Source organism: Deltaproteobacteria bacterium (genome assembly GCA_016709225.1).
Classification (GTDB): domain Bacteria; phylum Myxococcota_A; class Polyangia; order Nannocystales; family Nannocystaceae; genus Xiheibacterium; species Xiheibacterium phototrophicum.
On the sequence record JADJEE010000001.1, the window covers coordinates 878,276 to 904,841 of the forward strand.

Genomic DNA, 26,566 nt, shown 5'->3' on the forward strand with positions numbered 1-26,566 from the left:
CGGGGAAACCGGACACAGCCTAGTACCTCGACACAGCGATAGTGATGGGTTCACGCGGCGGCCGGCAACGGCGTGTCGAAGAGCGGCTTCGGGTAGGCGTGGCCAAGCTTCCGCCGTGCGTCGTCGACTCGGAACATCCAGTTGATGCGATGGCCGTCGCGGTTGCGTGCGGCGGACCACGCGTCGACGTGGACTTCGAGCATCGCGCGGTCGGGAATGCGCCGGTCGAGGCACTGCCCGCTGAGCACGCCGATCTCGATCTCGACCATGTTGAGCCAGCTCGCATGCTTGGGTGTGTGATGGAACTCGAGCCGTCGAAGGATGCGGCGGGCTTCCGGGGCGGGGAAGGCGTCGTACAGGTTCTTCGCGCGGTGCGTGCTCAGATTGTCGAGTACGACGCGGATGACGTCGGCGTTCGGGTAGTGAACGTCAACGAGGTCGCGCATGCACTCGGCGAAGTCGATGCTCGTGCGCTGGTCGGTAACCTTGGCGTGTCGCCATGGCCGATGCGCGTCGACCATGACGAAGATGTTGACGGTTCCGTTGCGTGTGTACTCGTAGTCGATGCGCGCGGGTTGGCCCGGCTTCGCTCGGACGGACGCACGTGTCTCGCCAATCAACTGGTACGGCTTCTCGTCGAAGGAGACGACCGGCCGCTTCGGATCGGGCGTCTCAGCGTAGAGGTCGAGCACGTCCTCCATACGCTCGACGAACTCGGCATCGACACACGGGATGCACCACATCTTCTTCTGCCAGGGCTTGAGATCGTTCTCGGAGAGCCTCCGCCGGACAGTTTCGCGAGAGATGCTGTCGTGGTCGACGAGTTGCACGACCTCGCCCGCGAGAAGCTCGAGGGTCCAGCACTTGCGACCGGTTGGCGGCTTCGAGCATGCCAGCGCGATGAGGACGGCTTCCTCGCGTCCTGAGAGTTTCCGCTCCGGCCTGGGCCGAGCACGATCGCTGAGCGCTGCATCGAGTCCTTCCTCGACGAACCGCTTCTTCACTCGGTAGATCGTCGCCGTGCCGCAGCCGAGCACTTGCGCGGTCTCCTCATCCGAGAGACCTCGATCACACGCGAGCAGGATCTGCGCACGCGTGTGCTTGCGCGCTCGCTCAGTGCCTCGACCGAGCCGTTCTCGAAGACCTTCGCGCTCGTCTTCGGTCAGCTCTACGATGTAGCGGACGTTCATCGGACCTCCGGCTCCGCGGAGCCACACGTCTCAGATCACATCCGAGATCCCATGTCGATCCCCGCCGACGCCGCATTCACCGACAAGCAAGGCCAGTACCTCGCCTTCATCTACCTCTACACCAAGCTCCATCGCCGGCCCCCCGCAGAGGCCGACATGCAGGAGTAGTTCGAGGTCACGCCCCGGTCGTGCACTCGATGGTCGTCACCCTCGAGAAGCGCGGCCTGATTCGACGTGAACCCGGCCGCGCTCGAACCATCGAGATCCTCGTGCCGCCTGCGCAGCTCCCAGAGCTGCGTTAACCGCGCCTCAATCGATCACTATCGCTGTGTCGAGGTACTAGAGAGGCGATCCGCTAAGGTCGAGGGGGATCGACAAGGGTGTGTCGCTGTGATCTCGTTTGGCGAGCGAGGTCACTCACGATGCTGTGGAAGGTCCCTACGAAGCTGAGCGCCGAGGAGCAGCGGCTGGTGGCGCGCATGCGCAAGCCGAGCCGCTTCTTCGTGTTCCTGCGAGAGATCCGAGCCGAGCTGTTCACGCCGGAGTTCCAAGAGGAGCTCGCTCGGGCTTACGAGCCGCGCGGTCAAGAGCCCGTACCGCCGGCGCTGCTGGCGATGGTCGTGCTGTTGCAGGCGTACACCCAGACGAGCGACGCCGCTGCGGTCGAAGAAGCCGAGATGAATCCGCGCTGGCAGCTCGTGCTGGGGCTACTTGGCGAAGAGAAGGCTCCGTTCGGGCAGGGTAGTCTGCCGCGCTTCCGCGAGCGGATGGCCGCGCACGACCTCGACCGCAGATTGCTCGAGCGCACCGTCGAGCTCGCGAAGAGGACTGGCGGCTTCGGTTGGCAGAAGCTCAAGGCCGCGTTCGACTCATCGCCGCTGCGAGGTCGCGGCCGCGTCGCTGACACCTGGAACTTGATCGGACAGGCGATGGGTAAGCTCGTCAGTGCACTTGCGAAGATCGCCGCGGTCGAGGAGGACACGATCATCGCCGAAGCCAGGCTCACGCTGCTGCAGGGCAGCAGCATCAAGGCTGCACTGGACATCGACTGGGATGATCATGACCAGCGTAGTGAAGCGCTGCAACGACTCGTCGGTGAAGCACAGGCGCTGCTGGACTGGGCACGCGCTCGGGCTCCCGACGCGATGAAAGAGCGTGAGGTCGAGCAGGCCGCGGTTCTGCTCGAGCGCGTCCTCCACCAAGATACCGAGCCCGATCCCGAGCGACCGAGACGAGTACGGATCCGCAAGGGCGTCGCTGAAGACCGCGTCTGCTCCGTCGGCGACCCGGAGATGCGCCACGGCCGAAAAACCCGCTCACAGGCCTTCAACGGCTACAAGCGCTACATCGCGACTTCGATCGACGCGCCGCTCGTGCTCGCAGCCGAAGCGCGACCCGCCAACCAACCCGAACGCGAGGCTGTACCCTCACTCGTTGACCAAGTAGCGCCCTACGGCGAGCTCGACGAGCTCTTCATCGACCGCGGCTTTCTTGCACATCCCGAGATCGCCGCGCTCGATCGAGACGGTGTGCAAGTCCGTTGTCGTCCCTGGCGCGAGCAGAACAAGCATGGACGCTTCGGCAAGAGCGCCTTCAAGATCGACCTTCGCCGACGACTCGTGACTTGTCCGTCTGGCAAACAGGCCGAGTACTCCGCCAACACTCCCACCGCGTACTTCGGTGCCGAGACCTGCGATCGCTGTCGCCTACGAGCGCGATGCACTGATGCCAAGGCTGGTCGCGCGATCCGAATCCACCCCCATGAGAGCCTGCATCGCAAACTCGAGGCTCGCAGAGCGACTGAGCACGGACGACAGCATCTTCGCGCTCGAGTCGTCGTCGAGCACAGGCTCGCACGCATCGGCGGCCTCCAGAGCGACCGCGCGCGATACAAGGGCGCCCGCAAGAACACGCTCGACCTCCGGCGCCACGCCGCCGTCGCCAACCTCATCGAGCTGCAGGCCGCACTTGCCGCGTGACTTTAGCGGTTCGCTTCTCTAGCAGCCCGTGGGTCGTTCGTCCGCGGCCGCGCCGCGAGCCCGAGCCCAGCGCCCGAACTCAGAGCCCGAGCCCAGAGCCCGAGCCCGGCGCCCGAACTCAGAGCCCGAACTCAGAGCCCGAACTCAGAGCTTGATGCCGCTGTCGCTGCAGGTGTTGCGGATGCCGCGACGCTGGCCGAGCGGCATCCGCTCGAACGCGCGGCGTGCCGCGTCGGCACGCCCGAGCTTGCAGGCCGACAGCGCCGCGATGCGAGCGGCCCGCACGTCGTTGCCCAGCGACAGCGACCGCTCGGCGTTGCGGAGCGCGGTCGCGTAGCGGCCCTGCGCGAAGGCCTGCTCGGCCTCGCGGAGCAACGCCAAGCGATCGGGAGCGGCGGTGGGCTTGCTGGGGGCCGCGGCCGCGACCGCGGCGGGCTTGCTCGCGGCGGCGGGCTTGCTCGCGGCGGGCTTGCGGGCCTTGCGGGCCTTGGCCTTGCTGCTCGTCTTCGGTGCGCGCGGGCCCGCGGCGGGCGGAGCCGCTGGCGTCGGCGTCGGGCCAGCGGCGGCCTCGACGGGGATCGGCGCCGGCGGCAAGTCGCTGGCGTGGGGCGGCGTCACGGCGCCCGCGTCGGCGATCACCACCGGTTCGCCGGCGTCGGGCTCGGCGGGTTCGATCGGCGCGTCGGACGATGGTGGTGGCGCGGGCTCGACGACCACCGGTGCGATTGCGGGCGTCGCTGGGATTGCGGGGACCGGCGCGGGTGGTTCCTTGGCGAACGCGCGCTCGGTCGCGGGCGCGACGGCCGGGCTCGCGGCCGCGAGCTGACTCGGCACCTCGCCGACGTCGCGGACCTCGAGTGCGTGGGGCTGCGGTCGCAGCAGCCACCAGCCCGCGAACGCGACCGCGACGATGGCCGCGCTGGCGACCACGACCGTTCGCAGGCTGCGACGCGGGGCAATCGCGAGGGTATGCGCACCCGTCGAGACCTGCGGGGGGGCAATCGTCGTCACCGGCGCGTCGAAGCGCGGCGAGGCTGCGCTCACCGGTGGCAACGCCGTGGTGTGCGACGACACGGCGACCGGCACCGGCGGCATCGCGGCGGGCGCTGTGTCGACGATCGCGGGCGTCGGCGCCGGCGGCATCGCTGCCGCTGCGGCATCGGGCGCTTCGAGGGCGACCAACGATGCGGTGAGGTCGACGACCAACGCCGCGGTGTCGATCTCGGGCAGGTGCTCGGGCGCGGTGATCACCGGCGCACGCCCGGCGGTCGGCGTGGGTGCGGTCGGGGCCGCGCCGACGTGGGTCTTCATGGCCGGCATCGGGCCCTGCCGCAGCACGTCCGGCAACGGCAGCGGCGGCCGGCGCACGCCGGGATGTCGCGCCATGCGTCCGAGGCGGGTGGGCTGGGCCACCGGCTGTGGCAGCGCCTGCACGCGGATCGTCGCCGCGCGCTCGCGGGGGTCCTCGGGGCTGGCGTCGGCGGGCGTGCCCGCGATCGCGCTGGCATCGAACGCGGCATCGTCGTCGCGCACGGCGGCGCTCGCATCGGCGGCGCTCGCATTGGTCGGTGCGTCCGCGGCCGCGGCCGCGGCCTTTGCCGCTGCAGCGAGCTCGGCCTCGCGTCGCATCGCACGGGCCTCCACCGGTGGCAGCCGCAGCGTCGGCAGCGACTCGTGCGACGCGTCGGTGCCGGCGGCCTTGGCCCGGGGGTGACGTGTCACCGACGTGCGATCGCCGTTGGTGATGACCGGGGCGGGTCCGACCGTCGGCGGTGGCGGCACGCGCGTGCGGGCGCCCGTCGACGCTTCGGTCGACGACGGATCGCGAGCTCCATCCTGTGGCGCACCCATCGGCGTTGCTTCTGCGCGCGCAGGTCGATCGCGACCCGCACGTGGTCCGGGCAGTCTAGCAGACCGCGATGAACCACGGACCGTCCGCCGATCCCCTCACGCTTGCGGCGCGAGGCACTCGCAGATCGTGGCCTCGGTCGCGCCGCAGGCGAGCAGCAGCGCGCGCGTGTGCTCGCCCAGGCGCGGTGCCGCCCCTACGGGGGCGCGCTCGAGTGCGCCGAGTGCCTGCGAGGGCACCGTGATCGCGCCGCCGTCGGGCATCGGAATCTGCCCGATGAGTGGGCCCAGCCACGATCGCGGCGCCAACTCGGTGTGTGTCGCCTGCGGTCGCGCGAGCTCGGCCACCTCCGCGACGACGTCGACCGGCAGGCCCTGGGCCGCGCAGCGGTGGGCCCAGGTCTGTGCGCTGGCGTCGGCGAAGCGTGCCGCGATGGCGGCGCGGGCGGCCTTGCCGTCGTCGTCATCGCGCAGACCCGCGTCGGCGTGCTCGGGCAGCCCCATCAGCGCGCACAGCTGCACCCAGAACTTCGGCTCGAGGCACCCGACCGCGACGCGCCGCCCGTCTTGGCAGCGGTAGATCGCGTAGGCCGGACGCCGCCCACCGATGAGGTGCTCGCTCGCACCGATCGCACCGCTCGCGGCGGCGTCGCTCCACGGCCACGTCAGGTGGGGCAGGGCGCCCGAGCACAGAGGCTGCTCGTGGTGACGACCGACGCCGGTGCGCACGCGCTCGAGCAACGCTGCGAGCACGGCCGATTGCGCGAGCAGGCCGCAGGTGACATCGGCCAGCTGCACGCGCGGGACATCGGCGCACTCGCCCAGTCGCTCGAGCAGGCCGGTCCGCGCCAGCGCGTTGAGATCGTGGGCGACCGCGTCGGCGGCGGTGCCCTCGGTCGGAAACCCCGGCAGCGACACCGTCACCAGCCGTGGATGTCGCGCGCGCAGGGTCTCGGGCGCGAGCCCCCAGCGGGCCAGTGTGCCGGCGCGGAAGCTCTCGACGAAGACATCGGTGTCCGCGACCAGGGCCTCGAGCGCGGCGTTGCCCGCCGGGGTCCCGAGCCGAGCGACCACGGACTTGCAGCCGGCGTAGTAGAGCGCGAAGCCGACGCCGATGCCGCCACGCAGCGGTGCCATCGCGCGCATCGGATCGCCGCCGCGGGGATCCTCGAGCTTGATGACCTCGGCGCCGAGCGCCGCGAGCCCGCGCGCGAGCACGGCCCCCGGGATCATGCGCGAGGCATCGACCACGCGGACCCCGTGCAGTGGACCGAGCGTGCGGGCGTCGTCGGACATCGTCGTCCTAGTCGTCCGGCGTGGTGGCCGGTGGCGGGAAGCCGAACAGGCGCGCGGTGCCGCCGGGCGCCATCGGCTCGCCGGGCGCGCCGAGCTCGGCCTCGCGGACCGCCGGCGGACGCGGCCCGGCGCCGGTGGGACGCAGCGGACCGACGCGCATGAAGCGGGCCATCATGAACTCGACCTCGCGGCGCAGATCGTCGTAGTTGCCGTCGTTCACGATGACGTAGTCGGCCCGCTTGCGCTTGACGTCTTCGGGGAGCTGCACCGCCATGCGTGCGCGCACCTCGGCCTCGGTCACGCCATCGCGCGCGCAGACCCTCGCGACCCGCACGGACTCGTCGGCGGTCACGAGGATGACGGCATGCATGTCGCCCTGAAGGTTCTTCTCGAACAGCAGCGGAACCTCGTAGACCGCGACGTCGTGCCCGGACTTCTCGATGGCGTCGAGCACCTGCTCGTAGCGCTCGCGGATCCGCGGGTGCAAGATGCCCTCGAGCTGCTGGCGCTTCGCCGGATCCTGGAACACCAGCGTGGCCATGCGACGGCGATCGAGCTCCTCGCGCTCGTCGAGCACCTCGGGGCCGAACGCGGCGACGACCTCCGCGAGCCCTTCGCTGCCGCGTGCGACCACCACCCGCGCGAGCTCGTCGGCCGACACCACCGGCACGCCGTACTGCTCGAGTAGCTCCGCCACCGCGGACTTGCCGCTCCCGATGCCACCGGTGAGGCCGTAGACGTCCATGCGCGTGTCCACGCCAGCCTACAACATCGACGCCCGCCCGGGGGGCGTTTGGGCGTACCTTCGCCGTCGCGTGCGTCCGGCGCGTGCGCAGATCGAGCAACTCCCTTGAACGACGAATCCGACCACGCGCGCGCCAACTGGCGGGTCAGCAGCGCGAGCTTCGAGAGCAGCGCGCCCAAGCTGGCACTGCTACCGCCGGCCGATCGCCCGGAGTTCGCGGTCGCGGGGCGCTCGAACGTCGGCAAGTCGAGCTTGCTGAACGCGATGTCGAACCAAGTGGGCTTGGCCCGCGTGTCGCGATCGCCGGGGCGCACCCAGCTGCTGAACGCGTTCGCGTGGGGACTGCACGGCCCCGGCGACGCGACCGCGCAGATCCGCTGCGTCGACCTGCCGGGCTACGGCTTCGCCAAGGTCAACGCCAAGATCCGCGATGGCTTCGGTCCGATGGTCGAGGAGTATCTACTGCAGCGCGAGAGCCTGCGCGCGGTGCTGGTGCTGGTCGATGTGCGCCGCGAGATCGACGACCGCGACCTCTCGCTGTTCGAGTTCCTCGCCGATCGCCCGCTGCGGACGTACATGGTCGGCACCAAGGCCGACAAGCTCGGCGCGGCCGCGCGCGGCGTCTGGATCGATCGCGTGGTCCAGGCCAGCGGTCTGCCCAAGGCGCGCGTGCTGCTGACCGCCGCGCGCACGGGACTCGGCGTGGTCGGTCGCCGCAGCGTGCTCGAGACCTTGGTCCGCGCGCTCGAAGTGCCGCGATGATCGCGTTGCGTCGCGCCCACGTCGACGACCTCGACGCGATCGCGGCGATCGATGCGGCCTGCTTCGAGGCCAGCTGGACCCGCGAGATGCTTGCGCAGGAGCTCACGCGCGAGATCGCGGTGGTCGAGGTCGGCACCGACGATGGCGTCACGTGCGGCTACGTCTGCAGCTGGCGGGTCGCCGACGAGATCCACCTGTTGCGGGTGGCGGTGCTGCCCTCGCGGCGTCGCCGTGGCGTGGGCGCTGCGCTGGTGCGGCGCGTACTCGAGCTGGCCGCGCGCAGCGGCGCGGCGTTCGTCGATCTGGAGGTCGCGCGCGGCAACCTCGGTGCCGTCGCGCTCTACCGCGCGCTCGGCTTCGACGAGGTCGGCTGCCGACCCGGCTACTACACGCACCCGCCCGACGACGCCCTGCTGCTGCGCGCGATGATCCCGCGCGCGTGAGCGCACGCCGACGGCGCGCGCCGACGCTGGACGAGGTCGCGGGGCTTCGACTATGAAAGCTCGTCGTCGTGCCCACCCAGTTCGAAGCCCGGGTGATCGAGAACCACGCGCTGGGCGGCGGCTACGTCGTGCTCGAGCTCGCCGCCGTCGACGGCCAGCTGGGTGAGGTCGTGCCCGGTCAGTTCGTCATGCTGCGCGGCGCCTGGGGCCGCGAGTTGCTCAACCCGCGCGCCTTCAGCGTGCTGTGGACGCGACCCGAAGGTCGCTTCGCCGTGATGCTCAAGGCCTACGGTCGTGGCACCACGCGCATGGTCGCGATGACGGCGGGCGCGACGCTCACCGTCACCGGGCCGCTCGGCCGCGGCTTCCGTGCCCACGACGGCGTGACGCGGCAGCTGCTGGTCGCCGGTGGCGTCGGTCTGCCGCCGCTGCACCTGCAGGCACGCGCCAACGCGGACGCCGGTCATGCCGCCCGCACCGAGCTGTTCTACGGCGGTCGCGATCGCGACGACCTCGTGCTGCGCGACGACTTCGAGCGCTGGGGCGTCGCGGCCGTCTACGCCACCGAGGACGGCAGCGTCGGCGCGACCGGCTTCGTGACGGTGCCGCTGCGCGAGCGCCTGCGCGCGGCGGCTGCGAACGGCGAGGCCGTCGAGGTGCTGTCGTGCGGCCCCACGCCGATGCTGCGGGCCGTGCGGGCGCTGGGCCTCGAGCTGGGCGTGCCCACCTGGCTGTGCCTCGAGGAGGCGATGGCCTGTGGCTTCGGGGTCTGCCTCGGCTGCGCGGTGCCGGTGCACGGCGAGCGGCCGTACCGCTACTGCTGCACCGACGGCCCGGTGTTCGCCGGCGAGGAGGTGCGCTGGTCGTGACCGCGCCGCCCCGCCACGCGCGCCTGCGGCCGGAGCAGGTCGATTTGAGCTGCCGCCTGGGTGCGATCACGCTGCCGCACCCTGTGATGGCCGCCTCGGGCTGCTTCGCTTACGGGCAACAGTTCGCCGACTTCATGGACCTGCGCCGACTCGCGGGGCTCTCGACCAAGGGCATCTCGCCCAAGCCGCGCTTCGGCAACCCGCTGCCGCGCATCTGCGAGACCGACGCCGGCATGATCAACTCGATCGGCCTCGAGAACGTCGGCGTCGAAGCATTCCTGCGCGACAAGCTGCCGTACCTCGCGGAACTCGGCATCAGCGTGTGGGTCAACTTCTTCGGCGAGGACTTCGACAGCTACGTCGAGTGCGCGCGCGGCCTCGAGGCCGGTCGCACCCGCGGCATCGACGTGCTCGAGATGAACATCTCGTGCCCCAACATCAAGAAGGGCGGCATCGAGTTCGGCACCGTGCCCGAGGTCGCCCATCGTCTGACGCGCGCGTGCGCGGCGGTGACCGACCTGCCGATCGTCGTCAAGCTGACGCCGAACGTCTCGGACATCGTCGCGATGGCGCAGGCGGTGCACGACGCCGGCGCGGCCGGGGTCTCGCTCATCAACACGCTCACCGCGATGGCGATCGACGTGCGCACACGTCGACCGCGGGTCGCCACCACCTATGGCGGGCTGTCGGGGCCCGCGATCAAGCCGGTCGCGCTGCGGATGGTGCATCAGGTCCATCGCGCGATCCCGACGCTGCCGATCTGCGGCATGGGTGGCATCCTGAACGGCGAAGACGCCCTCGAGTTCATCATGGCCGGGGCCAGCTGCGTGCAGGTCGGCACCGCCAACTTCGCGCGGCCCGACGCCGCCCTGCACGTGCTGGACGATCTGCGCGCGCTCATGGCCTCGCTCGGCATCGCCAGCGTGGCCGAGGTGGTGGGCTGCGTGCAGCCCCACGCCGCCGAGCCGCCCTGGCAGGCACCCGAGCCGGCGTAGCGCGAGCGCCTCGCCCTCGCGTCGCGCGTCTGGTTGCACATCTGGCCTGCGCATCTGCGCCCGCCCCAACGCCCGTGACGATCGCCGCGCGTCCCGCCCGAGCCCGCCGCAGGTGCCCCGATGGGGGCCTCGGTCGCCCGTGCCCGCGTGCTTGCTCGCACGCGGCGGGGTCGGATACGCTTCCAACGCGATTTCATGGGATCCCGTGCCGAACCATGGCGAACGCGGGTTGCGGCCGCGGTGATCGATGCGTCGCCGGACTACGCATCCACCCTCATCTCCCGAGCGATGGGCATGGCCGCCCGCATGCGCTTGCCGCCGAAGGTCGGCCGCGCGGCGATCAACGCGTGCATGCGCTACTTCGACGTCAACGCGCACGACATCGATCCGCTCGCGCTGGAGGACGGCTTCGAGAGCTTCGACGCCTTCTTCACGCGGCCGCTGCGTAGCGGTGCGCGCTCCATCGATCGCAGCGCGCGGACACTGGTCTCGCCTTGCGACGGCGAACTCCGGGAGGTCGTGACGATCGAGCGCAGCGACACCGAGGTCGTCGCCAAGGGCCAGCGCTTCTCGATCGGCGAGCTGCTCGCCGACGAGGGGCTGGCCGAGCGCTTTGTCGGTGGCACCGCGTCCACCATCTACCTGCACCCCCGCGACTACCACCGCGTGCACGCGCCCTGCGATGCGCTGGCGTGGCAGGTGTCGCTGGTGCCGGGGCGGCTGCTGCCGGTCACCGCCGCGGCGGTTGCACGGGTGCCGCGCTTGTTCGCGCTCAACGAGCGCATGGTCCACGTGCTCGAGACCGGTCACGGTCACGTCGCAGTCGTGATGGTCGCCGCGTTCGGCGTCGGTCACATGACCTGTTCGTACCACCGCTTCGCACCGCATCCGCGCGAGCTGCAGCTGCACCGCTGCGACCCACCGGCGCGGCTGCGCAAGGGCGACGAGCTCGGGGTGTTCCACCTCGGGAGCACCGTCATCGTCGTCACGGAGCCCGGCATGCACGTGGTCGAGCGGGTCACGCCCGTCACGATGCGTCTCGGACAACCGCTGCTCGAGGACGACGCGCCATGACGCAGTGGCGCACGCCGGCCGAGCAGTGGCAGCACTGGGCGCAGGACGATCGCCTCGTGCTCGCGCCGATCGTCGTGGTCGATGCCTGGGACGAGGAACTGCTGCGTCGGCTCGACATCGCTGCCTTCATCGCCGGCGCCGACCCGCGGGCGGTTGCCACCCCTGCGGCCGCCGTCTCGGTGTCGGCCGACAGCATGCCCACGCTCGTGCGACCGGCCCCCGACGACGCCGGCGTCGACGACGAGGACGACGCCGCCGCGACGCTCGTGCACGGCGCCCGCGTGCGCGACGACGACGAGGCCGAGGCGCCCTCGCAGCTCGAGGTGTCGCTGCAGGCCCAGGGCGATGCGCTGCAGATCGAGCTGACACCGCCGCCTGCGCCGAGCGTCGGCGAGCAGGCCACGACCACCGCCGCGGCCCGCACCGACGAGGCTTGGTTCATCCCGCCGCTCACCGACAGCGCGCGCGGCATGCCGCAGGTTGGCGCGGTGATCTCGGGCGAGACGGTGATCGCGATGCCGCCGTCGGCACCGCCGGAGCCGTCGGCCCTGCGCGACGATGGCCCCGCGATCCGAACCGGTACGACGCTCATCCCGACCGAGGTGGAGCCGAACACCTCGCAGACCGCCGGCGTGATCATCTCGCGGGACGACGTCTTCGACGAGCCCGAGCCGCCGCCGCCGCCGCCGCGTCGCCCGAGCAAGATTGTGATCGCGGACGCCGGCGGCACGCAGATCGCACCGTCGCCGCTGCCCGAGCCGCCGCCGGTCGAGGTGGCCGAGGCAATCGAGGCCGAGATCGACCCCGAGATGATCGAGTCGTCGGACCTCCTCGAGGCCCCCGAGCCGCCGCCGATGCGGCCCGCGCCGAACCGAGGCGAGGGCCCGCCGCCGCCGCCCCGCACCGACGCACGACCCAGCGACGACCTCGACCCCGCGACGTGGGCGGTGGACGGCGCGACGCCGTCGATGCGGCCGGAGCCCCCGCCAGCCCCGCGACCCGAGCCCCCGCCGGCCCCGCGCGTCGAGCCGCCGCCGGCTCCGGCACCGGCAAGGCCGGTCGAGCTGGCGCCGGTGCTCACGGGACGCACGCTCCCGCCCGGCGACGGACCCCACTGGTCCGACGCCGTCTTCGGCGCGCACTACGGCGCGCTCGCCCGCGTCGACGCCGATCGCCTGGCGCGGCTCGAGGCCCAATTCGTGCTCGAGCTGGCGGGCATCAGCGGCGCGGCCACGGTCATCGACGTCGGTTGCGGCGATGGACGCCACGCCAACGCATTCTCGGAGGCGGGGGCGCGCGTGGTCGGTCTCGACGCGTCGGCGGCCCAGCTCGGGCTCGCGACGGACGCCCATGGTCCGTCGCTGCCGAACCTGCGCTGGCACCACGGCGACGTCCGTGACCGCACTGTCCAGGAGCAGTTCGACCTCGTCACTTGCCTCGGCTCGACGTACGGGATCTACGACGATGTCCAGAACCGACGCGTGCTCGAAGGCGTGCGCGAGCTGTGTCGACCGCTCGGGCGCGTGGTGCTGCAGGTGTTGAACCGCGACCACGCAGTCCCGCGCCTGCCGGCCCGCACGTGGTGGCAGGGCAATCGCTGCGTCGTGCTCGACGAAGCCGACCTCGACGCTCGCAGCAGTCGCGTGCAGGTGAAGCGCACGATCGTGTTCGAGGATGGTCGGCAGTTCGAGCACGTGTACGCCGTGCGCCTGTACGCAGTGCACGAGCTCGCAGCGGACTGCGAGGCGGTGGGTCTGCGGGTGCTCGAGGTGTCGGGGAGCCGGCACACGCGCGGCCGCTTCTTCGGTGCGACGTCGCCCGACATTTGGCTCATGGCCGAGCGGCGCTGACTCAGTCGTGCCATTCATCCGTGGGCGTGATCACGTCGCGGGGACCCCGCGACGCGTTTGTCACGGTATGACCCGCCTGGTGTGGCAGGCGAAACCAAAACCGGCCCATCGACGTTGTGTACACGGCGGTGGCGCTTGACGCCGCCGTCTCGGTGTCCAACTTGCACTGACCGACGCTAGGCAGGGGAACTGGTCGCCCCCTGCAATCGTTAACTTCCCTGGGGAAACAAGCCCTGGGGAACAGCTCGCTGGTGCCGGGTGTCCAACCCGGAACCACCTCCCGCATCCCGGAACGAGGCAGGATCATGGCACGCAAGGTCACACGCGGTTCTCCGCCACGGCTCGCACGCGCTCGGCAGACGCGGGCGTGGAAGGCTCCGCGTGCTGCGAGCACGACGGAGCGCAAGGCCCCGGCCGCCCAGCCCTCCGGTGGTGCACCGAGCAGCGGCGGCGGTGACGACGACGGCGAGTCGACGCTTGGCGTCTACTTCCGCGAGATGTCCGGCCTCGGCGTCATGAGCCCCGATCAGGAGCTGGCGGCGGCGATGCGCATCGCGCACCTTCGCGTCGAGCACTGGCGACGCATCCTGTCCTATCCCCCGTTCGCCGAGCCCATCGCCGACTTTGCGGAGGAGCAGAGCTCCTCGACGGAAGAGGCCCCGAAGCTGGATCTCTCGTCGCTGCGTCGATCGGCGCGCGCACTCCGGGACCGCGAGACTCGCGCCAACCGCGATGCCTTCGAGCGCGATCGGGCCGCAGCGGCCGAGACGCTGGCCTACAGCGACGTCGACGGCATCATCGCGGATCGCGTGCTGGCTGATCTCCAGCTGCTCGAGACCGGCGAGCGCGAGGGCGTCAGCATGTCCGCGCGGCCGCCCCGCCGCGGCAGCAAGCCCTTCGAGGAGTACGTCACCAAGGTCCGCCAGAGCGGCAACATGCTGCGCACGGCGAAGAACCAGTTCGTGAAGTCCAACCTGCGGTTGGTGGTGTCGATCGCACGACGCTTCAACCACGGTCGCATGCCGCTGCAGGACCTCATCCAGGAAGGCAACATCGGCCTCATGAAGGCGGTCGATCGCTTCGATCACCGCAAGGGCTTCCGCTTCTCCACCTACGGCAGCTGGTGGATTCGCCACGCGATCTCGCGAGCGATCGCCGACAAGGGGCGCGCGGTACGGCTGCCGGTGCACATGATCGACGCCTACCACAAGGTCTCGAAGGCTCGACGCGAGCTCGAGACGCTGCAGGGGCGCGATCCGACGCCGGAGGAGCTCGCGAAGCACACCGGGCTCGCGGCCAACAAGATCGAGAAGATGGACACGCTGTTGCTCGAGGCGCCTGTGAGCCTCGATCGCACGGTGTCGGAGGCCGATGGTCGCAAGGTCATCGACTTCATCGAGGACGAGGGCAACGCCCAGCCCGGCGAGACGCTCGAGGCCGACGCGTTGTCGGAGCAGGTCCGCGAAGTGATCGGGGCATTGCGCCCGATCGAGGCCGACATCCTGCGCAAGCGCTTCGGGCTCGGGGCAGACCAGGAGCTCACGCTCAAGGAGATCGGCGAGCAGTACTCGCTCTCCCGCGAGCGGATCCGGCAGTTGCAGGAGCAGGCCCTCGGGAAGATCCGTCGCGAGCTCCAGCGCCGCGACCTCATCTAGCCCTGGAGAGCTGCCGTGGCGGGAGACCGCCGCCCTCGCGGCCGGGGGGCGGCGAGCTTCCGTGGCGGTCGCTCGATACGCGCGGATCGGAGCCTCGCCGACCCGCGCGCTCGACGATCGCCCGCTTCGCCACCCGCCAGGGTCTGTCATCGCGTGTACCATCCAGACGGTGCGCGCCGTCCCCCTCGTGCTGCTGCTGCCGCTGATGTCGACCGCCTGTGGCGAATCGGTCGGGATCTCGCCGCGCCACGGCCGCGTCGCCGGCGGCGAGCCGTTGCGCATCATCGATCGCGACCTGACCGGGCACGGCGCGCCGGTCGTGTTCGTCGGCGCCCGTGCGGCGCGTGGCGTCGTGCTCCACGACGAGCGCGTGATGACCGTGATCGCGCCCGAGGCCGAGGCCGCCGGCGTCGTCGATGTCGAGATCCACTTCGCCGACGGCACCACCCGCGTGTTGCCGCAGGCGTTCACGTACGAGGACCAAGGGGTGACGCTTCGGGTCGAGCCGCGCCGCGACTGACACGGTCAGCGGCTCGTCCGGGCTCGCGTGCGCTCAGCCCTCGCAGCAGACAGTGACCGCGGCGTTCGGCGTGGCCGTGCCGGTGGGCGCGACGTCGTTGGGAGCACAGAACGCGGTTGGCGGGCCCAGCAGGAATGCGGCGCTGCCGGTCGTGAACGCGACCGAGGTTGCGTCGCACTCCCCGTCGGCCGTGACGACGCCCGCCACCGGCGGGTTGCAGACGTTGGAGAACAACGTGAGGCTCGAGCCATCGCAGACGCCGACCGGCTCGCCGCACTCGCACGCCTCGCACGCGCGCATGTCGTCCACGCCGCCGTAGACGAGCTGCCGCTCGCCGTCGAAGCCGGCCGGGCAATCGAGGTCGCCGCTCTGCCACACGCACAGAGGCTCGGCGGCGAGCGTCGGCGTGCAGACCTCGCCGTCCTCGCAGCCAGGGACGCGGTTCGATCCGGTGCACGCGGTCGCGGTCTTGGCGAAGACCGCCTCGGGCACCATCACGCTCGCGATGGGGTTGCACGCGCCGCCTTCGACCACGACCGGGTCGGCGGTCCAGTGCCCATTGGCGGGGAACGCCGGGTTGAGGACGTTGCAGATGGTCGTGAAGATCTGGACGTTCTGCGGCGTGCCCTGGCTGCAGGTCGCGTCGGCGCCCCAGTAGTGCAGGATCGTCGACAGCGCGCACGTGGCCCCGACCGCGTCACCGCAGCTGCAGCCACACTCGGCGGGGTCGGCCTGGAGGTCTTCGCCGCCGAGCAGCGCGGCGTCGGGGTAGAGCTCGGGGCACGCGTCGGTCATGCCGCCGAAGTTGGAGCGGCGCAGGGGACCGGGGCCGCTCCAGCCGTCGGGCACCGCCACGCAAGTGTGCGTCGACGGGCACACCGCGGGCGCGCCGGTGGAGTCCGCGCTGCCATCGCTCGAGCCAGAAGAGGTCGCGTCACCGCTGGTGCTGCCGTCGCTGTCGGTTGCGTTCGAGGTGGAACTCGTCAGCGTCGTGCTGGACATCGTCGTCGACGCGCTGGAGGTCGCCGATGCGCTGCCGGTGCCCGGCGAGTCGTCACCGCCGCAGGCGGCGACGAGAATCGCGAGCGAGGCCAGCGCGAGCGGGGAGCGGGTCCAAACCATGCGTACAGCATAGCCGAGGGGCCCTGACGCGGGTACGCGCCGAGGCGGCCCGCGCCGCCGCTCAGGCGCGCTCGAGCTGGAACAGCTTCTGCCCGATCAACACCAGCGATCCGAACGGCACCACCTGGCCGTTGCGCGCGCGCATGTAGGTGCCATTGGAGGAGCCGAGGTCCTCGAGATAGATGCCCTGATCGTCGCCGACGATGCGGCAGTGCCGACCCGACACGTAGCCGTCCTGCGGGAACGTGATGTCGCCGCTCTCGCGGCCGATGCCGATGCCCTCGCCGGCGATCGGGAACGCAGCCGAGGCCATCGTGGGATCGACCAGGATGCTCACGCGGCCCCAGTAGCCGGGATTCGGGCTGCCCATGCGCTCGGTGCCGTCGTCGGTCGGCGTGGGCTCGGGCAGCTCCTCGTAGACGAGTAGCTCCTGGCCGACGCGAAACTGATCGCCGCTGCGCAGCTCCACACGCCCCAGCAGCTTCACGAAAATGCCGTTCAGCGAGTTGCGGTCCTCGATGCGGATGCCGTCTTCGGCGGCGCGCAGGCACGCGTGCTGCGGATCCAGGTACGCGTCGTCGTCCCACGGCGGGCCCGCGTCGCGTCCGACCTCGAGCGCCTCGCCGGCCGCGAGCACGCGCTCACCCACGGGCTGCCCGTCGGCGCCGAGCATCACCAACCGCACGGGCACGCCGGCGGCGGCGGCGGGGGTCGGCACCGGCGCGCTGCCGGGTGCGGTCGAACTCGATGCGACCGGCGCCGCGGTGCCGAGCGACGACGGGCGCACGGGGGCCGTGATCGCGCTCTGCTGCTCGGTGTCGGCGATCTGGACCTGCATCACGTCGGTGCTCGCCATCGCGAGCGGCGGTGGCGGCTCCTGCTGTCCCCCGCCGACGAAGATGGTCTGCGCGCTACCGACGTCGGCACTGGGGGCTGGCGCGGCGGCCAGCGGCGTCCCGCAGCGGCCGCAGAAGGCGAAGCCGGGCGGGCTCGAGAATCCGCACTTCGAACACGCCCCCGTCGCAGCCTCGCCGAACTGCATCGGCAGACCGGCGGCGGGCGGCGGGGCAGCCATCGGGGGTTGGCCTGGCGGCGGGCCCATGGGAGGCGGGCCCATGGGAGGCGGGCCTGCCATTGGAGGCGGGCCCATGGGAGGCTGGCCTGGCGGCGGGCCCATGGGCGGCGGGGCAGCCATCGGAGGCTGGCCTGGCGGCGGGCCCATGGGCGGCGGGGCAGCCATCGGAGGTTGGCCTGGCGGCGGGCCCATGGGCGGCGGAGCAGGCATCGGAGGTTGGCCTGGCGGCGGGCCCATGGGAGGCGGGCCTGCCATGGGAGGCTGGCCTGGCGGCGGGCCCATGGGCGGCGGGCCCATGGGAGGCGGGCCCATGGGCTGCGGGCCCATGGGCGGCGGGCCCATGGGCTGCGGGGCCGAGGCGGCGCCTGGCGGCGGCAACGGACCACCTGGGACCGGCGCGTTGCCGGGCGCGGTTCGGTTGGGCGGCGGAGGCGGCGGGGGCACCCCCGGGCGGACACCCGGCGCCGGTGCTCCACCCGCGGACTGCGGCAGCTTGGACCCGCACCCGAGGCAGAACTTGTAGTGGTCCTGGTTTTCCTTGGCGCAGTTCGGGCAGGTGATCACGAATCGTCTCCGGGAGTGCCGCCTTACGCGATCTCGACGCGCAGCAGCTGCTGGCCCACGAACAGGTAGTCGCCGTGGAAGAGCTCCTGGGCGCCTTCGATGCGCACGAACGTGCCGTTGCGTGAGCCGGTGTCGGTCAGGAGCACGTCCTCGCCGTCCGACGATGCGTCGAGTCGTGCGTGGTGGCCCGAGATGAAGCGGTCGTCGGGGAAGTTGAGGGTGTTGCCCTCGCGGCCCATCGCGAGCGAGTTGCCGTCGGAGGAGGCCACGCGACCCTCACCGCCGCCGGCGAGGCACTGCACCACTCGGAACGAGCCGTTGGGGCGCGGACTGCCGTAGAAGTAGGTACCGGCGGTGCTCGGCGCGCCGTCGCTGAAGGGCGCGCGATCGAGGCGGAGCAGCTGCTCGCCGACCAGCATGTACGTGCCGTTGCGCAGGGGCGTCGGCTTCTTGATACGCAGGAACACGCCGTTCTCGCTGCCCATGTCCTGCACGAACAGGCGCCCGTTCTGGCTGGTGAAGCGCGCGTGCGCCGGGCTGAGGAACGGATCCTCGACGAAGGTGATCTCGCCCTCGGCGCGACCGATGATCGTGGTCGTGCCCTGCAGGTGGTAGGTGTTGCCGTCGCCGCCCTCGCCCTTGATGACGACCAGGCGCGGCACCACCGGCTGCTGCTGCAGCGCCCGAAGAACATCGTCTTCGCCTGGGGCTCGCCGTGCTCGGGGCCCGCGAGCGGCTGACCCGTCGCGGGATCGAAGCGCGGCTGCACGCCGGGAGCGTCACGCACGGCGGTGTTCACCGAGGGGGAGGACGACGCCATCACCGTCTGGCTCGCACCGGTCGGCGTCACCGCCGGCTGCGGTGCCGCGAGCGGCTGCAGCACGGTCCCGCAGCGACTGCACGACGGCGCGGACATCGAGTTCAGTTGCCCGCACACGTGGCACTGCAGGCCCAGGTCCATTGCCCCCGCATCGTGCTTCGCGGCGTCGACGTTGTCAATCTCGCTCGGTGGGCCTCAACACCACGGTTTCGCGGGAGAGAGGCGCGAGGCAAAGCGTCTGCGCGGACGGCCGGGCGAGTGCGCCGGGTTCGTCGGTGCAACGGCGACGCGCCTCGCGGATCGCGGACCGCTCGGCTCGCGTGCCGTCCTCGTTGGCGCGGACTGCCCGCAGCAGTGCGGGACGCTCGCGCTCGATCGCAGCGGCGGCCACGGGATCGAAGCTCGGCGCGACCGTGTGGACCAGCCACCGCTCGAAGGCCGGCGCCCACGGTCGCGGGGTGCGAGGGACCGGGGGCGGTGCGATCGCGGGCCCGCCCCGCTGCGACGCCAAGCGCAGGGCCAGGGCCGCCGCCGCGGCGTCGCGGCGCAGCCCTGCGGGGCCCAGCAGCGCCTCGAAGAGTGCGACGAGCGTGTCCTGGTCGCGCGCGCGACCCCGTCGCCACGCTGCGATCGCGGCGAGCACGGGCTCGGTCGACTCGAGCTGCGCGGCGAGGCCATCGAGCTCGCCGTCGGTCGCGAGCACGGCCTCGGCCAGCGCGCACGCGTGGCGGATCTCCGGCACGCGGGCGTCGCGGGCGAGGGTCGACACGCGGTGGTGCAGGGTCGCGGCCAGCGTCTTGGGCGGGGCCACGGCGATCGCGGTGCATGCGAGCGTCGACAGCACGCTGTCGTAGTTCTGCGCCAGCGACTCCGCCAGCGCGGCCGGCACCCCTGCCTCGGTGTCCCCGACCAGACCCCACGCAGCGACGTGCCGCGCCGCGAGCGAGCTGTCGTCGGCGCCGAGGATCCGCACCAGCGCGTCGCGGGCGGCCGGGTCGTGCAGCCCGGCGGCGGCGCGCAGCGTGGTGACACGCGCGCGCTCGTAGGCGTCGCGCACGGTCGGCGTCGCATCGCGCGGGGCCGACATCGAGCCGGCCGCGTGCAGCAGCGGCAGCGCGGTGTCGGGCAGCGCCAGCGCGCCGAGTCGCTCGGCCGCGCGCGCGCGCACGCCCACCGGCCCGCGTTCGACGGCGGTGAGCAGCGGCCCTCGCAGCTCGGCGGTGCGTCGCGCCCCCTCGTCGCCGCGCAACCAGCCGGCGAGCGCGGACTTCGGCATGCGATCGAGTGCGGCGAGCAGGAACTCGCGCGGCTCCTCGGCGTTGGGGTGCTTGCTGGCCCGGCGCACCGCGGCGGTCAGCACGTCCTGGGCGTCGCCGTCGGCCTCGGCGAGGTCGAGCATGCGATGACCGACCTCGCGCAGGAGATCGGCGGCGCCGCCCCTCTCCAGCGCCTGCATCAGGAGCTTGCGGGCACGCGCCTCGTGGGTCCGCGTGACCTCGAGGTCGGCGAGGTGGAGGTAGCCGCGGAGATCGTCCGGCGCGGCCCGGATCGACTCGTCGTACGCCGAGGCGGCCGCGTCCAGATCACCGCGCCGCTCGTGCAGCTCACCCAGCCGCACCAGCGCGTCGACCTGCTTGGCACCCACGGCGGCGGCGTGGGCGGCCGCCAGCGCGCGCTCGTCGTCGCCGGCCTCGAACGCGAGCTCCGAGACCTCGGCGAGCAGCTCGTCCTTGCGGCTCGGGTCCTGCTCGAGGAGGGTCTCGAGGGTCGCGATGGCGTCTTGCGGCTGTCCGGCACGTCGCTGTGCGGCCGCGAGGTCGGCGAGTCGATCGGGGTCGTCGGGGGCGAGCTTGACCAGGCCACGGTGCACGGTGACCGCCGCGCTATAGAACTCGCGCCGCGTGTGCAGCTCGGCCAGCAACAAGCCGGCCTCGACCGCATCGGCCACCGGCGTGCCGCGTTCGAAGGTGGCGCGGGCCTCCGACTCGATCGTCGCCATGCGCTCGGCACGGCCCGGCAACACACCCTCGACCAGCAGCTCGACCACGCGGGTACGAGCCTCTTCGCGCAGCAGGCGGTGCTCGGGGCCCTTGGCGCGCGCGCGCACCTCGAGCCACTGATCGAGCGCCACCAGCGGGCGTCGCTGCTCTTCGGCGAACACCGCCCGCAGCCGCAGGTACGACGGCTCGTCGGGGGCGAGCTTGAGCGCGGTCACCAGCGATGCGAGGGCGTCGCTGACGAGCCCGTGCTCGCCCAGCACCTCGGCGTGGCGGGCGAAGCCGCGGTGGGCGGGCCGCACCAACTTGGTCAGCTGTGCCCACTGCGCGGTCGCCTCGGGCACCTGGCCCATCTGGAACAGCTGCTCGCCGAGCGCGATGCGAGCGTCGGCGGAGCGCGGCGAGAGCTTGACCAGCTTGCGTGCGATCGTCAGCGCGAGCTCGGGTTCTTCGCCGAGGTTGTAGAACTCGAGCAACGACACCAGGGCCTGCTGCCGACGGCCGTTGCGGGCCTCGATCTCCGCCGCCAGCGCGAGCCCGCGTTCGCGGTGGGGACCGGATAGCAGGCTCGCGGCCAGCGACAACCCCCGCTCGACGTCCTGCGGGTGGCGGCTGGCGAAGCGGCGATACTCGGCGAGCGCGCCGTCGACATCACCGCGCTCGCTGAGCCCGTCGATCAGCGCGCCCTGGCTGTCGTCGTCCTTGGGATCGAGCGCGAGCGCCTGCCGTCGCGCGTCCTGGGCATCCTGACCGGCGAGTTCCTGGGCCGCGGCCAACGTGCGCCACGCGGCGGCCTCGCGACCGTGGCGAGCGAGCCACGCACGCAGCGTGTCGACCAACGACTCGGCGCGACCGCTGCGACGGTGCGCGTCGAGCAGCGCGTCCCACCGCGGCGCGCGGACGGCCGCGCTGCCACGGTTCGGATCCTCGAGCAGGCCCCACAGGATCGCCGCGGCCCCCTCGGCATCGCTGGCCTCGAGCCGTGCGCGCGCCCGCTCGACCGCGATCTCGTCGCGACCCGCCGGCTTGGCCACGCGCTCGGCGGCGGCGAAGGACTCGTCGGCGAGCTTGCCGTCGTTGGCCCGTGCCGCGATGCGTGCGAGTCGGACGAAGTTGGCGACGCCGGGCTCCGCGTCCGCGCGCTGCTTGGCGATCGCGATGGCGTCGTCGTGCAGGTTGCCGCGCTCGGCCAGCTCGAGCGCCCGCTCGAGCTGCGCTGCCGCGGCCTTGCCCTTGTGGGTGGCCGCGTGGGCGCGCAGGGCCGCGACCGCGGTCGCGAGGTCGCCGGCGGCCTCGAGCGCGTCGATTCGCAGCTCGAACACCTGCGTGGCCATGCGCCCGGCCTTGGGCTCGATCACGGCCAGCCGCGCTGCGGCCTCGCGTGGCTGCCCGCTGGCGAGCTGGAAGCGGGCGTCGAGCACCGCGAGCGCGAGGTTGTCGGGGGCGTGGGCCTTGGCCGCGGCGATGCGGCGACCCAGGGCTTCGCGGCCGATCGCGCGCTCCAGTGCCTTCCACTGCGCGCGATCGAAGGGGCTGCGACGCAGCTTCTCGAAGCGCTGGCCGACCAGCGCGGGATCGGAGTCGCTGCGGGTCATCGACCAGTCGTCGTCGGGCGCCGCCGCGCGCCCACGGGCCGGGGACCACGCGAGCGCGAGCGAGAGGAGCACCGGGATGGCCGCGAGCCGCGAGGCGGGCATTCGAGCAAACCAGTCTAGCAGGCCCACGACGGGCGCGAGCGCCTGCGGATCGCCGTCGTGGCGCATCGCCGAGGTCGGGCGCCCTTCGGCCCGTCCGTCGGAGCCGCGAACGCGGCGCTCGGGGCTCGTGTTCGGCCGCCGCGTTGGAGCGCCCCCTGCGCGAGCACGACCGCGCATTCGCGGGCGCACGGGCCCAAGGGCGCCGCAAGGGCGTCGCCGCGCCGGGCGGCGGTGCTTGACGCCGGTGCGGATCGGCCTAAAGTGCCCGCAACCCGGCCACCGAAATCATGCCGCTCTATGCATACCGCTGTAGCTCGTGTGGCGCCGAAGAGGAGCACATCAAGCGTTTTTCCGATCCGCCCAAGGCGACCTGCGACGCGTGCGGCGGTCCGCTCGAGCGGCAGGTGACGCCGGCTGCGTTCCACCTGAAGGGCGGCGGTTGGTACAAGGACGGCTACGCCAGCTCGAAGCCGGGCGGCGGTGGCGGCGACTCGGGCGGCTCCAGCTCCAGCAGCTCCAGCAGCTCCGGCGCGTCGTCGGGGTCGGGCGGCGGTGGCTCATCGAGCGCCGGCGCCTCGTCGAGCGAGGGCTCGGGTGGCAAGTCGAGCAAGGCTGCATCCGAGTGACGGCCCGCATCATCGACGGCAAGGCCGTCGCGGCGGCGCTCGTCGCCGAGGTCGCGGGTACGGTGCGCGCATGCGCGGCCAAGGGCGTCCACGCCACCCTGGCGGTCGTGCTGGTCGGCGATGATCCGGCCTCGGCGATCTACGTGCGAAACAAGGAGCGACGCGCGGCCGAGGCCGGCATCGCGACCCGTGACCATCGTCTCCCCGCCAGCACCGACACCGCATCGTTGCTCGCGTTGGTGCGCGAGCTCGACGACGATCCCGCGGTCGACGGCATCCTCGTCCAGCTGCCGCTGCCCAAGGGCATCGACACCGAGGCGGTGCTGATGGCGGTCGACCCCGCCAAGGACGTCGACGGCTTCCACCCCGACAACCTCGGTCGACTCATGATCGGCAAGCCGCGCTTCGTGGCGTGTACACCGCAGGGTTGCATGCACCTGCTCGCCCACGCGGGGGCCAAGCCGAGGGGGGCGCACGCGCTGGTGATCGGGCGCTCGACCATCGTCGGTCGGCCGATGGCGCAGCTCCTGCTGCAGGCCGATGCGACCGTGGTGCAGGCCCACTCGCGGACGGTCGCGCTGCAGGCCGAGGTCGAGCGCGCCGACATCGTCGTCGCCGCGGTCGGTCGGCCCGAGCTGGTCAAGGGCGCGTGGATCAAGCCCGGTGCGATCGTCATCGACGTCGGCACCAACCGCACCGAGGACGGGCGCTTGGTCGGCGACGTCGAGTTCGCCGCTGCGTGCGAACGGGCCGCCGCCATCACGCCGGTCCCGGGCGGCGTCGGCCCGATGACCATCGCGTGCCTGCTCGAGAACGTCGCGCTCGCGGCCTCGCGCCGTGCGGGCCTCACGGCCGCGGTCTGAGCAATTGCGCCGCGGCGCTACGACGCCGCGTGGGCGTGGGCGTCGACCTGCGCCACGCTCTCGAGCACGGCGTCTCGCAGCTCGACCGCATCGATCGGCACCGCGACCAACCGCGCGAGCCGCAGCGCACGGGCTCGCGCGGCACTGCGACCGTCGCACAGCGCCACGCGCGGCGGGGTCCGCTCGCCCTGCGCGAGCGCAGCGAGCAGGGCGAGCGCAGCGTCCTCGTGGGGACCGATGTCGACGATCACGAGGTCGCTGCTGCGCAGCCGCTCGACCTGCCGCGCGGCCTCGGCGAAGGTGAAGTCGCAGGTCTCGCACGACACCAGCGTCCGCACCTGCGCGTGCAGGTGCTGCAGCGTTGGCGTGTGCTCGCCGACCAGATCGATGCGCAGCGGCTTGTACTGCGCGACCAGCTCGTCGATGCGGTCGCCGAGCAGGTCGTCGATCGCCTCGAACGCCAAGCCCATGCCGGCGGGCCCTTCGCTGGCGTCGAACGCCCGGACCCAACGCACCTCGGCTTCGGCCTCGATGGGCTCCATCGCGCCGGGGACCTGCAGCGACACCGTCAGGCGCGAGCCCGGCGACAGCGGCTCCTGCGTCGGCACGAACAGGCCGCCGCGCGAGAGGTTGGTGCAGTAGCTGACCAGCAGGTGGCTGGTGCTGCGGTACTGCAGCTGCAGCACCACGCTGGCCCGGGGGGCGCGGCGACGATGGCTCGGGTCGGATTGCGCGTCGTCGTCCATCCCTGGTGTCGCTCCACTATCGGCTGAAAGTCGCCGAGTCGTCGAGGAGGATGTGGAGCAGACGGTCGAGCTCGTCCAGGCTCGCGTACGGAATTTCGACGACGCCGGCACCACGCTTGCGCGGGTCGGTCCGAAGCCGGACACGCGTTCCCAGCCGGCGCTGCAATCGGTGCTCGAGCTCGGTCACGATGATGCGGCGGCGATCGGCGTCCTCGTCGGCCGGGCGCGGCAGCGAGCGCGCCGCCTTGGCGGCGGTGCGCACCGCGCGCTCGACGGCACGGACGCTCCATTGCCCCCGCGCGGCCTCGTGGGCGAGCTCGGCGATCTCGGACTCCTGCTCGAGTCCCAGCAGCGCGCGTGCGTGGCCCATGCTCAACCGCTCGTCGCGGACCATCTCCTGCACGCGCTCGGGGAGCCGCAGCAGCCGCATGGCGTTGGCCACGGTGCTGCGGTCCTTGCCGACGCGCTCCGCCAGCTGCTCCTGCGTGTAGCCGCGGATCGACAGGAGCTCGGCAAAGGCGCGCGCCTCCTCGATGGGGTTCAGCTCGGCACGCTGCAGGTTCTCGACCAGCGCGAGCTCGAGTCGTTGTTGCTCGTCGCTGTCGCGGATGACCACCGGCACGTCGTGTAGCCCGGCCAGCTGTGCCGCGCGCCAGCGTCGCTCGCCGGCGATGATGACGTAGCGCGCGCCGCCCTTGTCGGGCTGCGCCAGCGGCGAGACCACGATGGGTTGGATGATGCCCTGCGCGCGGATGCTCGCCGCGAGCTGCTCGAGGAGCTCGGGGTCGAACCGCTTGCGCGGCTGATCGGGGCTCGGCAGCAGCGCCTCGATCGGCAGCGTGCTCGGGCCGTGGCGGGTCACATGCGGCTCGACACCCTCGGGTCGCGACACCGCTGCGGTCGCGGCCGCCGGCACCGGCGGAATCAGGGCTCCGAGGCCGCGGCCGAGGGCAGGGCGCTTGGGCGGCTTGGTCGCGTTCACGCGCGCTGCTCCATGCGAGCGAGCACCTCGCGGGCGAGCTCGAGATAGGCCTGCGCGCCGCGGCTCTCGATGTCGTAGAGCAGCGCGGGCTTGCCGTGGCTGGGGCTCTCCGACAGTCGCACGTTGATCGGGATCATGGTGTCGTAGACGAGCCCCGCGAAGTGCTCACGGACCTCGCGCACGACCTGCTGCGAGAGGTTGGTCCGGGGATCGAACATGCAGAAGAGGATGCCCTCGACCGCGATCGCCGGATTGAGGCTCGCACGCACCTGCGCGATGGTGCCCTGCAGTGCGCCGAGGCCTTCGAGTGAGAAGTACTTGGCCTGCATCGGGATGAGCACGGTGTCGCAGGCTGCGAGCGCGCCGACGGTGAGCAGGCCGAGCGACGGCGGACAGTCGAGCAGCACGATCTCGTAGCGACTCGCGAGCTCGCCGCGCAGCGGCGCGAGGGCTTGACGCAGCATCGTCTGCGGCTCCTCGAGCTGCGCGAGCTCGATCTCCGCGCCGGCGAGATCGGCCGACGCCGGTACCACGTCGAGCGTGGCGAGCTCGGTCTTCACGATCACCTCGTGCAGCGGCGCGGTGCCGACCAGGAGCTCGTAGGTGCCACGCTCGACGCGTCCGCGCGGGTAGCCGACCGACGAACTCGCGTTGGCCTGCGGATCCATGTCGATGAGCAGCACGCGGTGCTCGGCGGCTGCGAGGCTCGCCGCGAGGTTGACCGCGGTCGTGGTCTTGCCCTCGCCGCCTTTTTGATTGCTGACCGCGACGATCCGCGGCCCCTGCTGGCCGTTGCGTTGTGGCTTGCCCACGGTCGGCATCGTTTACCACCTGCCCAGGAAACCCGT

At 72.0% G+C, this 26,566-nt stretch carries 22 protein-coding genes and 1 pseudogene; 12 read left to right on the forward strand and 11 right to left on the reverse strand.

Translation table 11 applies throughout. The features are described 5' to 3' along the window. Positions 1-50: 50 nt before the first annotated feature. Positions 51-1,190, reverse strand: coding sequence for an IS630 family transposase (locus IPH07_03725; GenBank protein ID MBK6916491.1), 1,140 nt, complete (start codon positions 1,188-1,190; stop codon positions 51-53). A 51-nt stretch (positions 1,191-1,241) separates the two neighbouring features. Between IPH07_03725 and IPH07_03730 the strand changes: the two are divergent. Beyond that, positions 1,242-1,492, forward strand: a pseudogene (locus IPH07_03730) (MarR family transcriptional regulator). A gap of 120 nt (positions 1,493-1,612) precedes the next feature. Further along, complete coding sequence (locus IPH07_03735; protein ID MBK6916492.1) at positions 1,613-3,169, forward strand: IS1182 family transposase; 1,557 nt, start codon at positions 1,613-1,615, stop codon at positions 3,167-3,169. A 144-nt stretch (positions 3,170-3,313) separates the two neighbouring features. Here IPH07_03735 and IPH07_03740 read toward each other — a convergent pair whose 3' ends face one another. From IPH07_03740 to IPH07_03750, 3 genes are all read right to left on the reverse strand, one after another. After that, positions 3,314-4,891 (reverse strand): hypothetical protein, encoded by a 1,578-nt coding sequence (locus tag IPH07_03740; protein ID MBK6916493.1) that lies wholly within the window; start codon positions 4,889-4,891, stop codon positions 3,314-3,316. A gap of 225 nt (positions 4,892-5,116) precedes the next feature. Further along, positions 5,117-6,313 carry a CoA transferase gene (locus IPH07_03745; protein MBK6916494.1) on the reverse strand — a complete coding sequence of 399 codons (1,197 nt, stop codon included), beginning with the start codon at positions 6,311-6,313 and terminating at the stop codon, positions 5,117-5,119. A 7-nt stretch (positions 6,314-6,320) separates the two neighbouring features. Next, positions 6,321-7,070: a dephospho-CoA kinase gene (locus IPH07_03750; GenBank protein MBK6916495.1), complete on the reverse strand. Its 750-nt coding sequence runs from the start codon at positions 7,068-7,070 to the stop codon at positions 6,321-6,323. A 93-nt stretch (positions 7,071-7,163) separates the two neighbouring features. Between IPH07_03750 and ysxC the strand changes: the two genes are divergently transcribed. The 8 genes from ysxC (at position 7,164) to IPH07_03790 (ending at position 15,226) form a co-directional block, all read left to right on the forward strand. Beyond that, positions 7,164-7,820 carry a ribosome biogenesis GTP-binding protein YsxC gene (ysxC, locus tag IPH07_03755; GenBank protein ID MBK6916496.1) on the forward strand — a complete coding sequence of 219 codons (657 nt, stop codon included), beginning with the start codon at positions 7,164-7,166 and terminating at the stop codon, positions 7,818-7,820. Continuing rightward, positions 7,817-8,263: a GNAT family N-acetyltransferase gene (locus IPH07_03760; GenBank protein ID MBK6916497.1), complete on the forward strand. Its 447-nt coding sequence runs from the start codon at positions 7,817-7,819 to the stop codon at positions 8,261-8,263. Before ysxC ends, IPH07_03760 begins: the two co-directional genes overlap by 4 nt. Positions 8,264-8,331: 68 nt before the next feature. Continuing rightward, the gene (locus tag IPH07_03765; protein MBK6916498.1) at positions 8,332-9,132 is read left to right on the forward strand and encodes a dihydroorotate dehydrogenase electron transfer subunit; all 801 of its coding nucleotides are present in this window, start codon (positions 8,332-8,334) and stop codon (positions 9,130-9,132) included. A 23-nt stretch (positions 9,133-9,155) separates the two neighbouring features. Beyond that, a complete protein-coding gene (locus IPH07_03770) occupies positions 9,156-10,127 on the forward strand; it encodes a dihydroorotate dehydrogenase (protein MBK6916499.1) in 972 nt (323 codons plus the stop codon). A 195-nt stretch (positions 10,128-10,322) separates the two neighbouring features. Continuing rightward, positions 10,323-11,201, forward strand: a complete 879-nt coding sequence (gene psd / locus IPH07_03775) for a phosphatidylserine decarboxylase (GenBank protein MBK6916500.1) — start codon at positions 10,323-10,325, stop codon at positions 11,199-11,201. Further along, positions 11,198-13,051: a class I SAM-dependent methyltransferase gene (locus tag IPH07_03780; protein ID MBK6916501.1), complete on the forward strand. Its 1,854-nt coding sequence runs from the start codon at positions 11,198-11,200 to the stop codon at positions 13,049-13,051. Before psd ends, IPH07_03780 begins: the two co-directional genes overlap by 4 nt. 497 nt (positions 13,052-13,548) lie before the next feature. Continuing rightward, positions 13,549-14,706 carry a sigma-70 family RNA polymerase sigma factor gene (locus IPH07_03785; GenBank protein MBK6916502.1) on the forward strand — a complete coding sequence of 386 codons (1,158 nt, stop codon included), beginning with the start codon at positions 13,549-13,551 and terminating at the stop codon, positions 14,704-14,706. Positions 14,707-14,875: 169 nt separating this feature from the next. Continuing rightward, positions 14,876-15,226, forward strand: coding sequence for a hypothetical protein (locus tag IPH07_03790; GenBank protein MBK6916503.1), 351 nt, complete (start codon positions 14,876-14,878; stop codon positions 15,224-15,226). A gap of 33 nt (positions 15,227-15,259) precedes the next feature. Here the strand turns inward: IPH07_03790 and IPH07_03795 are convergent, their stop codons facing one another. The 4 genes from IPH07_03795 to IPH07_03810 all read right to left on the reverse strand — a co-directional run bounded on the left by IPH07_03795 (position 15,260) and on the right by IPH07_03810 (position 22,501). After that, on the reverse strand, positions 15,260-16,348 hold the full coding sequence (locus IPH07_03795) for a hypothetical protein (GenBank protein ID MBK6916504.1): 1,089 nt from the start codon (positions 16,346-16,348) through the stop codon (positions 15,260-15,262). Positions 16,349-16,409: 61 nt separating this feature from the next. Next, positions 16,410-17,423, reverse strand: coding sequence for an FHA domain-containing protein (locus IPH07_03800; protein MBK6916505.1), 1,014 nt, complete (start codon positions 17,421-17,423; stop codon positions 16,410-16,412). A gap of 587 nt (positions 17,424-18,010) precedes the next feature. Next, a complete protein-coding gene (locus IPH07_03805; protein ID MBK6916506.1) occupies positions 18,011-18,649 on the reverse strand; it encodes an FHA domain-containing protein in 639 nt (212 codons plus the stop codon). A 333-nt stretch (positions 18,650-18,982) separates the two neighbouring features. Beyond that, positions 18,983-22,501 carry a tetratricopeptide repeat protein gene (locus IPH07_03810; GenBank protein MBK6916507.1) on the reverse strand — a complete coding sequence of 1,173 codons (3,519 nt, stop codon included), beginning with the start codon at positions 22,499-22,501 and terminating at the stop codon, positions 18,983-18,985. Positions 22,502-22,788: 287 nt separating this feature from the next. Here IPH07_03810 and IPH07_03815 point away from each other — a divergent pair, with 287 nt between their 5' ends. Together IPH07_03815 and folD are read left to right on the forward strand one after the other, a co-directional pair. Further along, entirely contained in the window at positions 22,789-23,127 is a 339-nt protein-coding gene (locus IPH07_03815) for a zinc ribbon domain-containing protein (GenBank protein MBK6916508.1), read from the forward strand. Next, the gene (gene folD / locus IPH07_03820) at positions 23,124-23,990 is read left to right on the forward strand and encodes a bifunctional methylenetetrahydrofolate dehydrogenase/methenyltetrahydrofolate cyclohydrolase FolD (GenBank protein MBK6916509.1); all 867 of its coding nucleotides are present in this window, start codon (positions 23,124-23,126) and stop codon (positions 23,988-23,990) included. The genes IPH07_03815 and folD overlap by 4 nt, the downstream gene beginning before the upstream one ends. Positions 23,991-24,007: 17 nt before the next feature. On the opposite strand, the gene IPH07_03825 is transcribed toward folD, so the two are convergent. The 3 genes from IPH07_03825 to IPH07_03835 are packed head-to-tail and all read right to left on the reverse strand — an operon-like array spanning position 24,008 to position 26,539. Continuing rightward, positions 24,008-24,736 carry a TIGR02266 family protein gene (locus tag IPH07_03825; protein ID MBK6916510.1) on the reverse strand — a complete coding sequence of 243 codons (729 nt, stop codon included), beginning with the start codon at positions 24,734-24,736 and terminating at the stop codon, positions 24,008-24,010. A 16-nt stretch (positions 24,737-24,752) separates the two neighbouring features. Next, a complete protein-coding gene (locus IPH07_03830; GenBank protein MBK6916511.1) occupies positions 24,753-25,718 on the reverse strand; it encodes a ParB/RepB/Spo0J family partition protein in 966 nt (321 codons plus the stop codon). Further along, entirely contained in the window at positions 25,715-26,539 is an 825-nt protein-coding gene (locus tag IPH07_03835; GenBank protein ID MBK6916512.1) for a ParA family protein, read from the reverse strand. The genes IPH07_03830 and IPH07_03835 overlap by 4 nt, the downstream gene beginning before the upstream one ends. Positions 26,540-26,566 lie beyond the last annotated feature (27 nt).

Bases quoted from the DNA above. Each gene is read 5' to 3' on its own strand.
- IPH07_03725 (MBK6916491.1), bottom strand. From the start codon at position 1,190: ATGAACGTCCGCTACATCGTAGAGCTGACCGAAGACGAGCGCGAAGGT.
- IPH07_03735 (MBK6916492.1), top strand. From the start codon at position 1,613: ATGCTGTGGAAGGTCCCTACGAAGCTGAGCGCCGAGGAGCAGCGGCTG.
- IPH07_03745 (MBK6916494.1), bottom strand. From the start codon at position 6,313: ATGTCCGACGACGCCCGCACGCTCGGTCCACTGCACGGGGTCCGCGTG.
- IPH07_03760 (MBK6916497.1), top strand. From the start codon at position 7,817: ATGATCGCGTTGCGTCGCGCCCACGTCGACGACCTCGACGCGATCGCG.
- psd (MBK6916500.1), top strand. From the start codon at position 10,323: ATGGGATCCCGTGCCGAACCATGGCGAACGCGGGTTGCGGCCGCGGTG.
- IPH07_03780 (MBK6916501.1), top strand. From the start codon at position 11,198: ATGACGCAGTGGCGCACGCCGGCCGAGCAGTGGCAGCACTGGGCGCAG.
- IPH07_03785 (MBK6916502.1), top strand. From the start codon at position 13,549: ATGTCCGGCCTCGGCGTCATGAGCCCCGATCAGGAGCTGGCGGCGGCG.
- IPH07_03795 (MBK6916504.1), bottom strand. From the start codon at position 16,348: ATGGTTTGGACCCGCTCCCCGCTCGCGCTGGCCTCGCTCGCGATTCTC.
- IPH07_03800 (MBK6916505.1), bottom strand. From the start codon at position 17,423: ATGGCTGCCCCGCCGCCCGCCGCCGGTCTGCCGATGCAGTTCGGCGAG.
- IPH07_03810 (MBK6916507.1), bottom strand. From the start codon at position 22,501: ATGCCCGCCTCGCGGCTCGCGGCCATCCCGGTGCTCCTCTCGCTCGCG.
- IPH07_03815 (MBK6916508.1), top strand. From the start codon at position 22,789: ATGCCGCTCTATGCATACCGCTGTAGCTCGTGTGGCGCCGAAGAGGAG.
- IPH07_03825 (MBK6916510.1), bottom strand. From the start codon at position 24,736: ATGGACGACGACGCGCAATCCGACCCGAGCCATCGTCGCCGCGCCCCC.
- IPH07_03835 (MBK6916512.1), bottom strand. From the start codon at position 26,539: ATGCCGACCGTGGGCAAGCCACAACGCAACGGCCAGCAGGGGCCGCGG.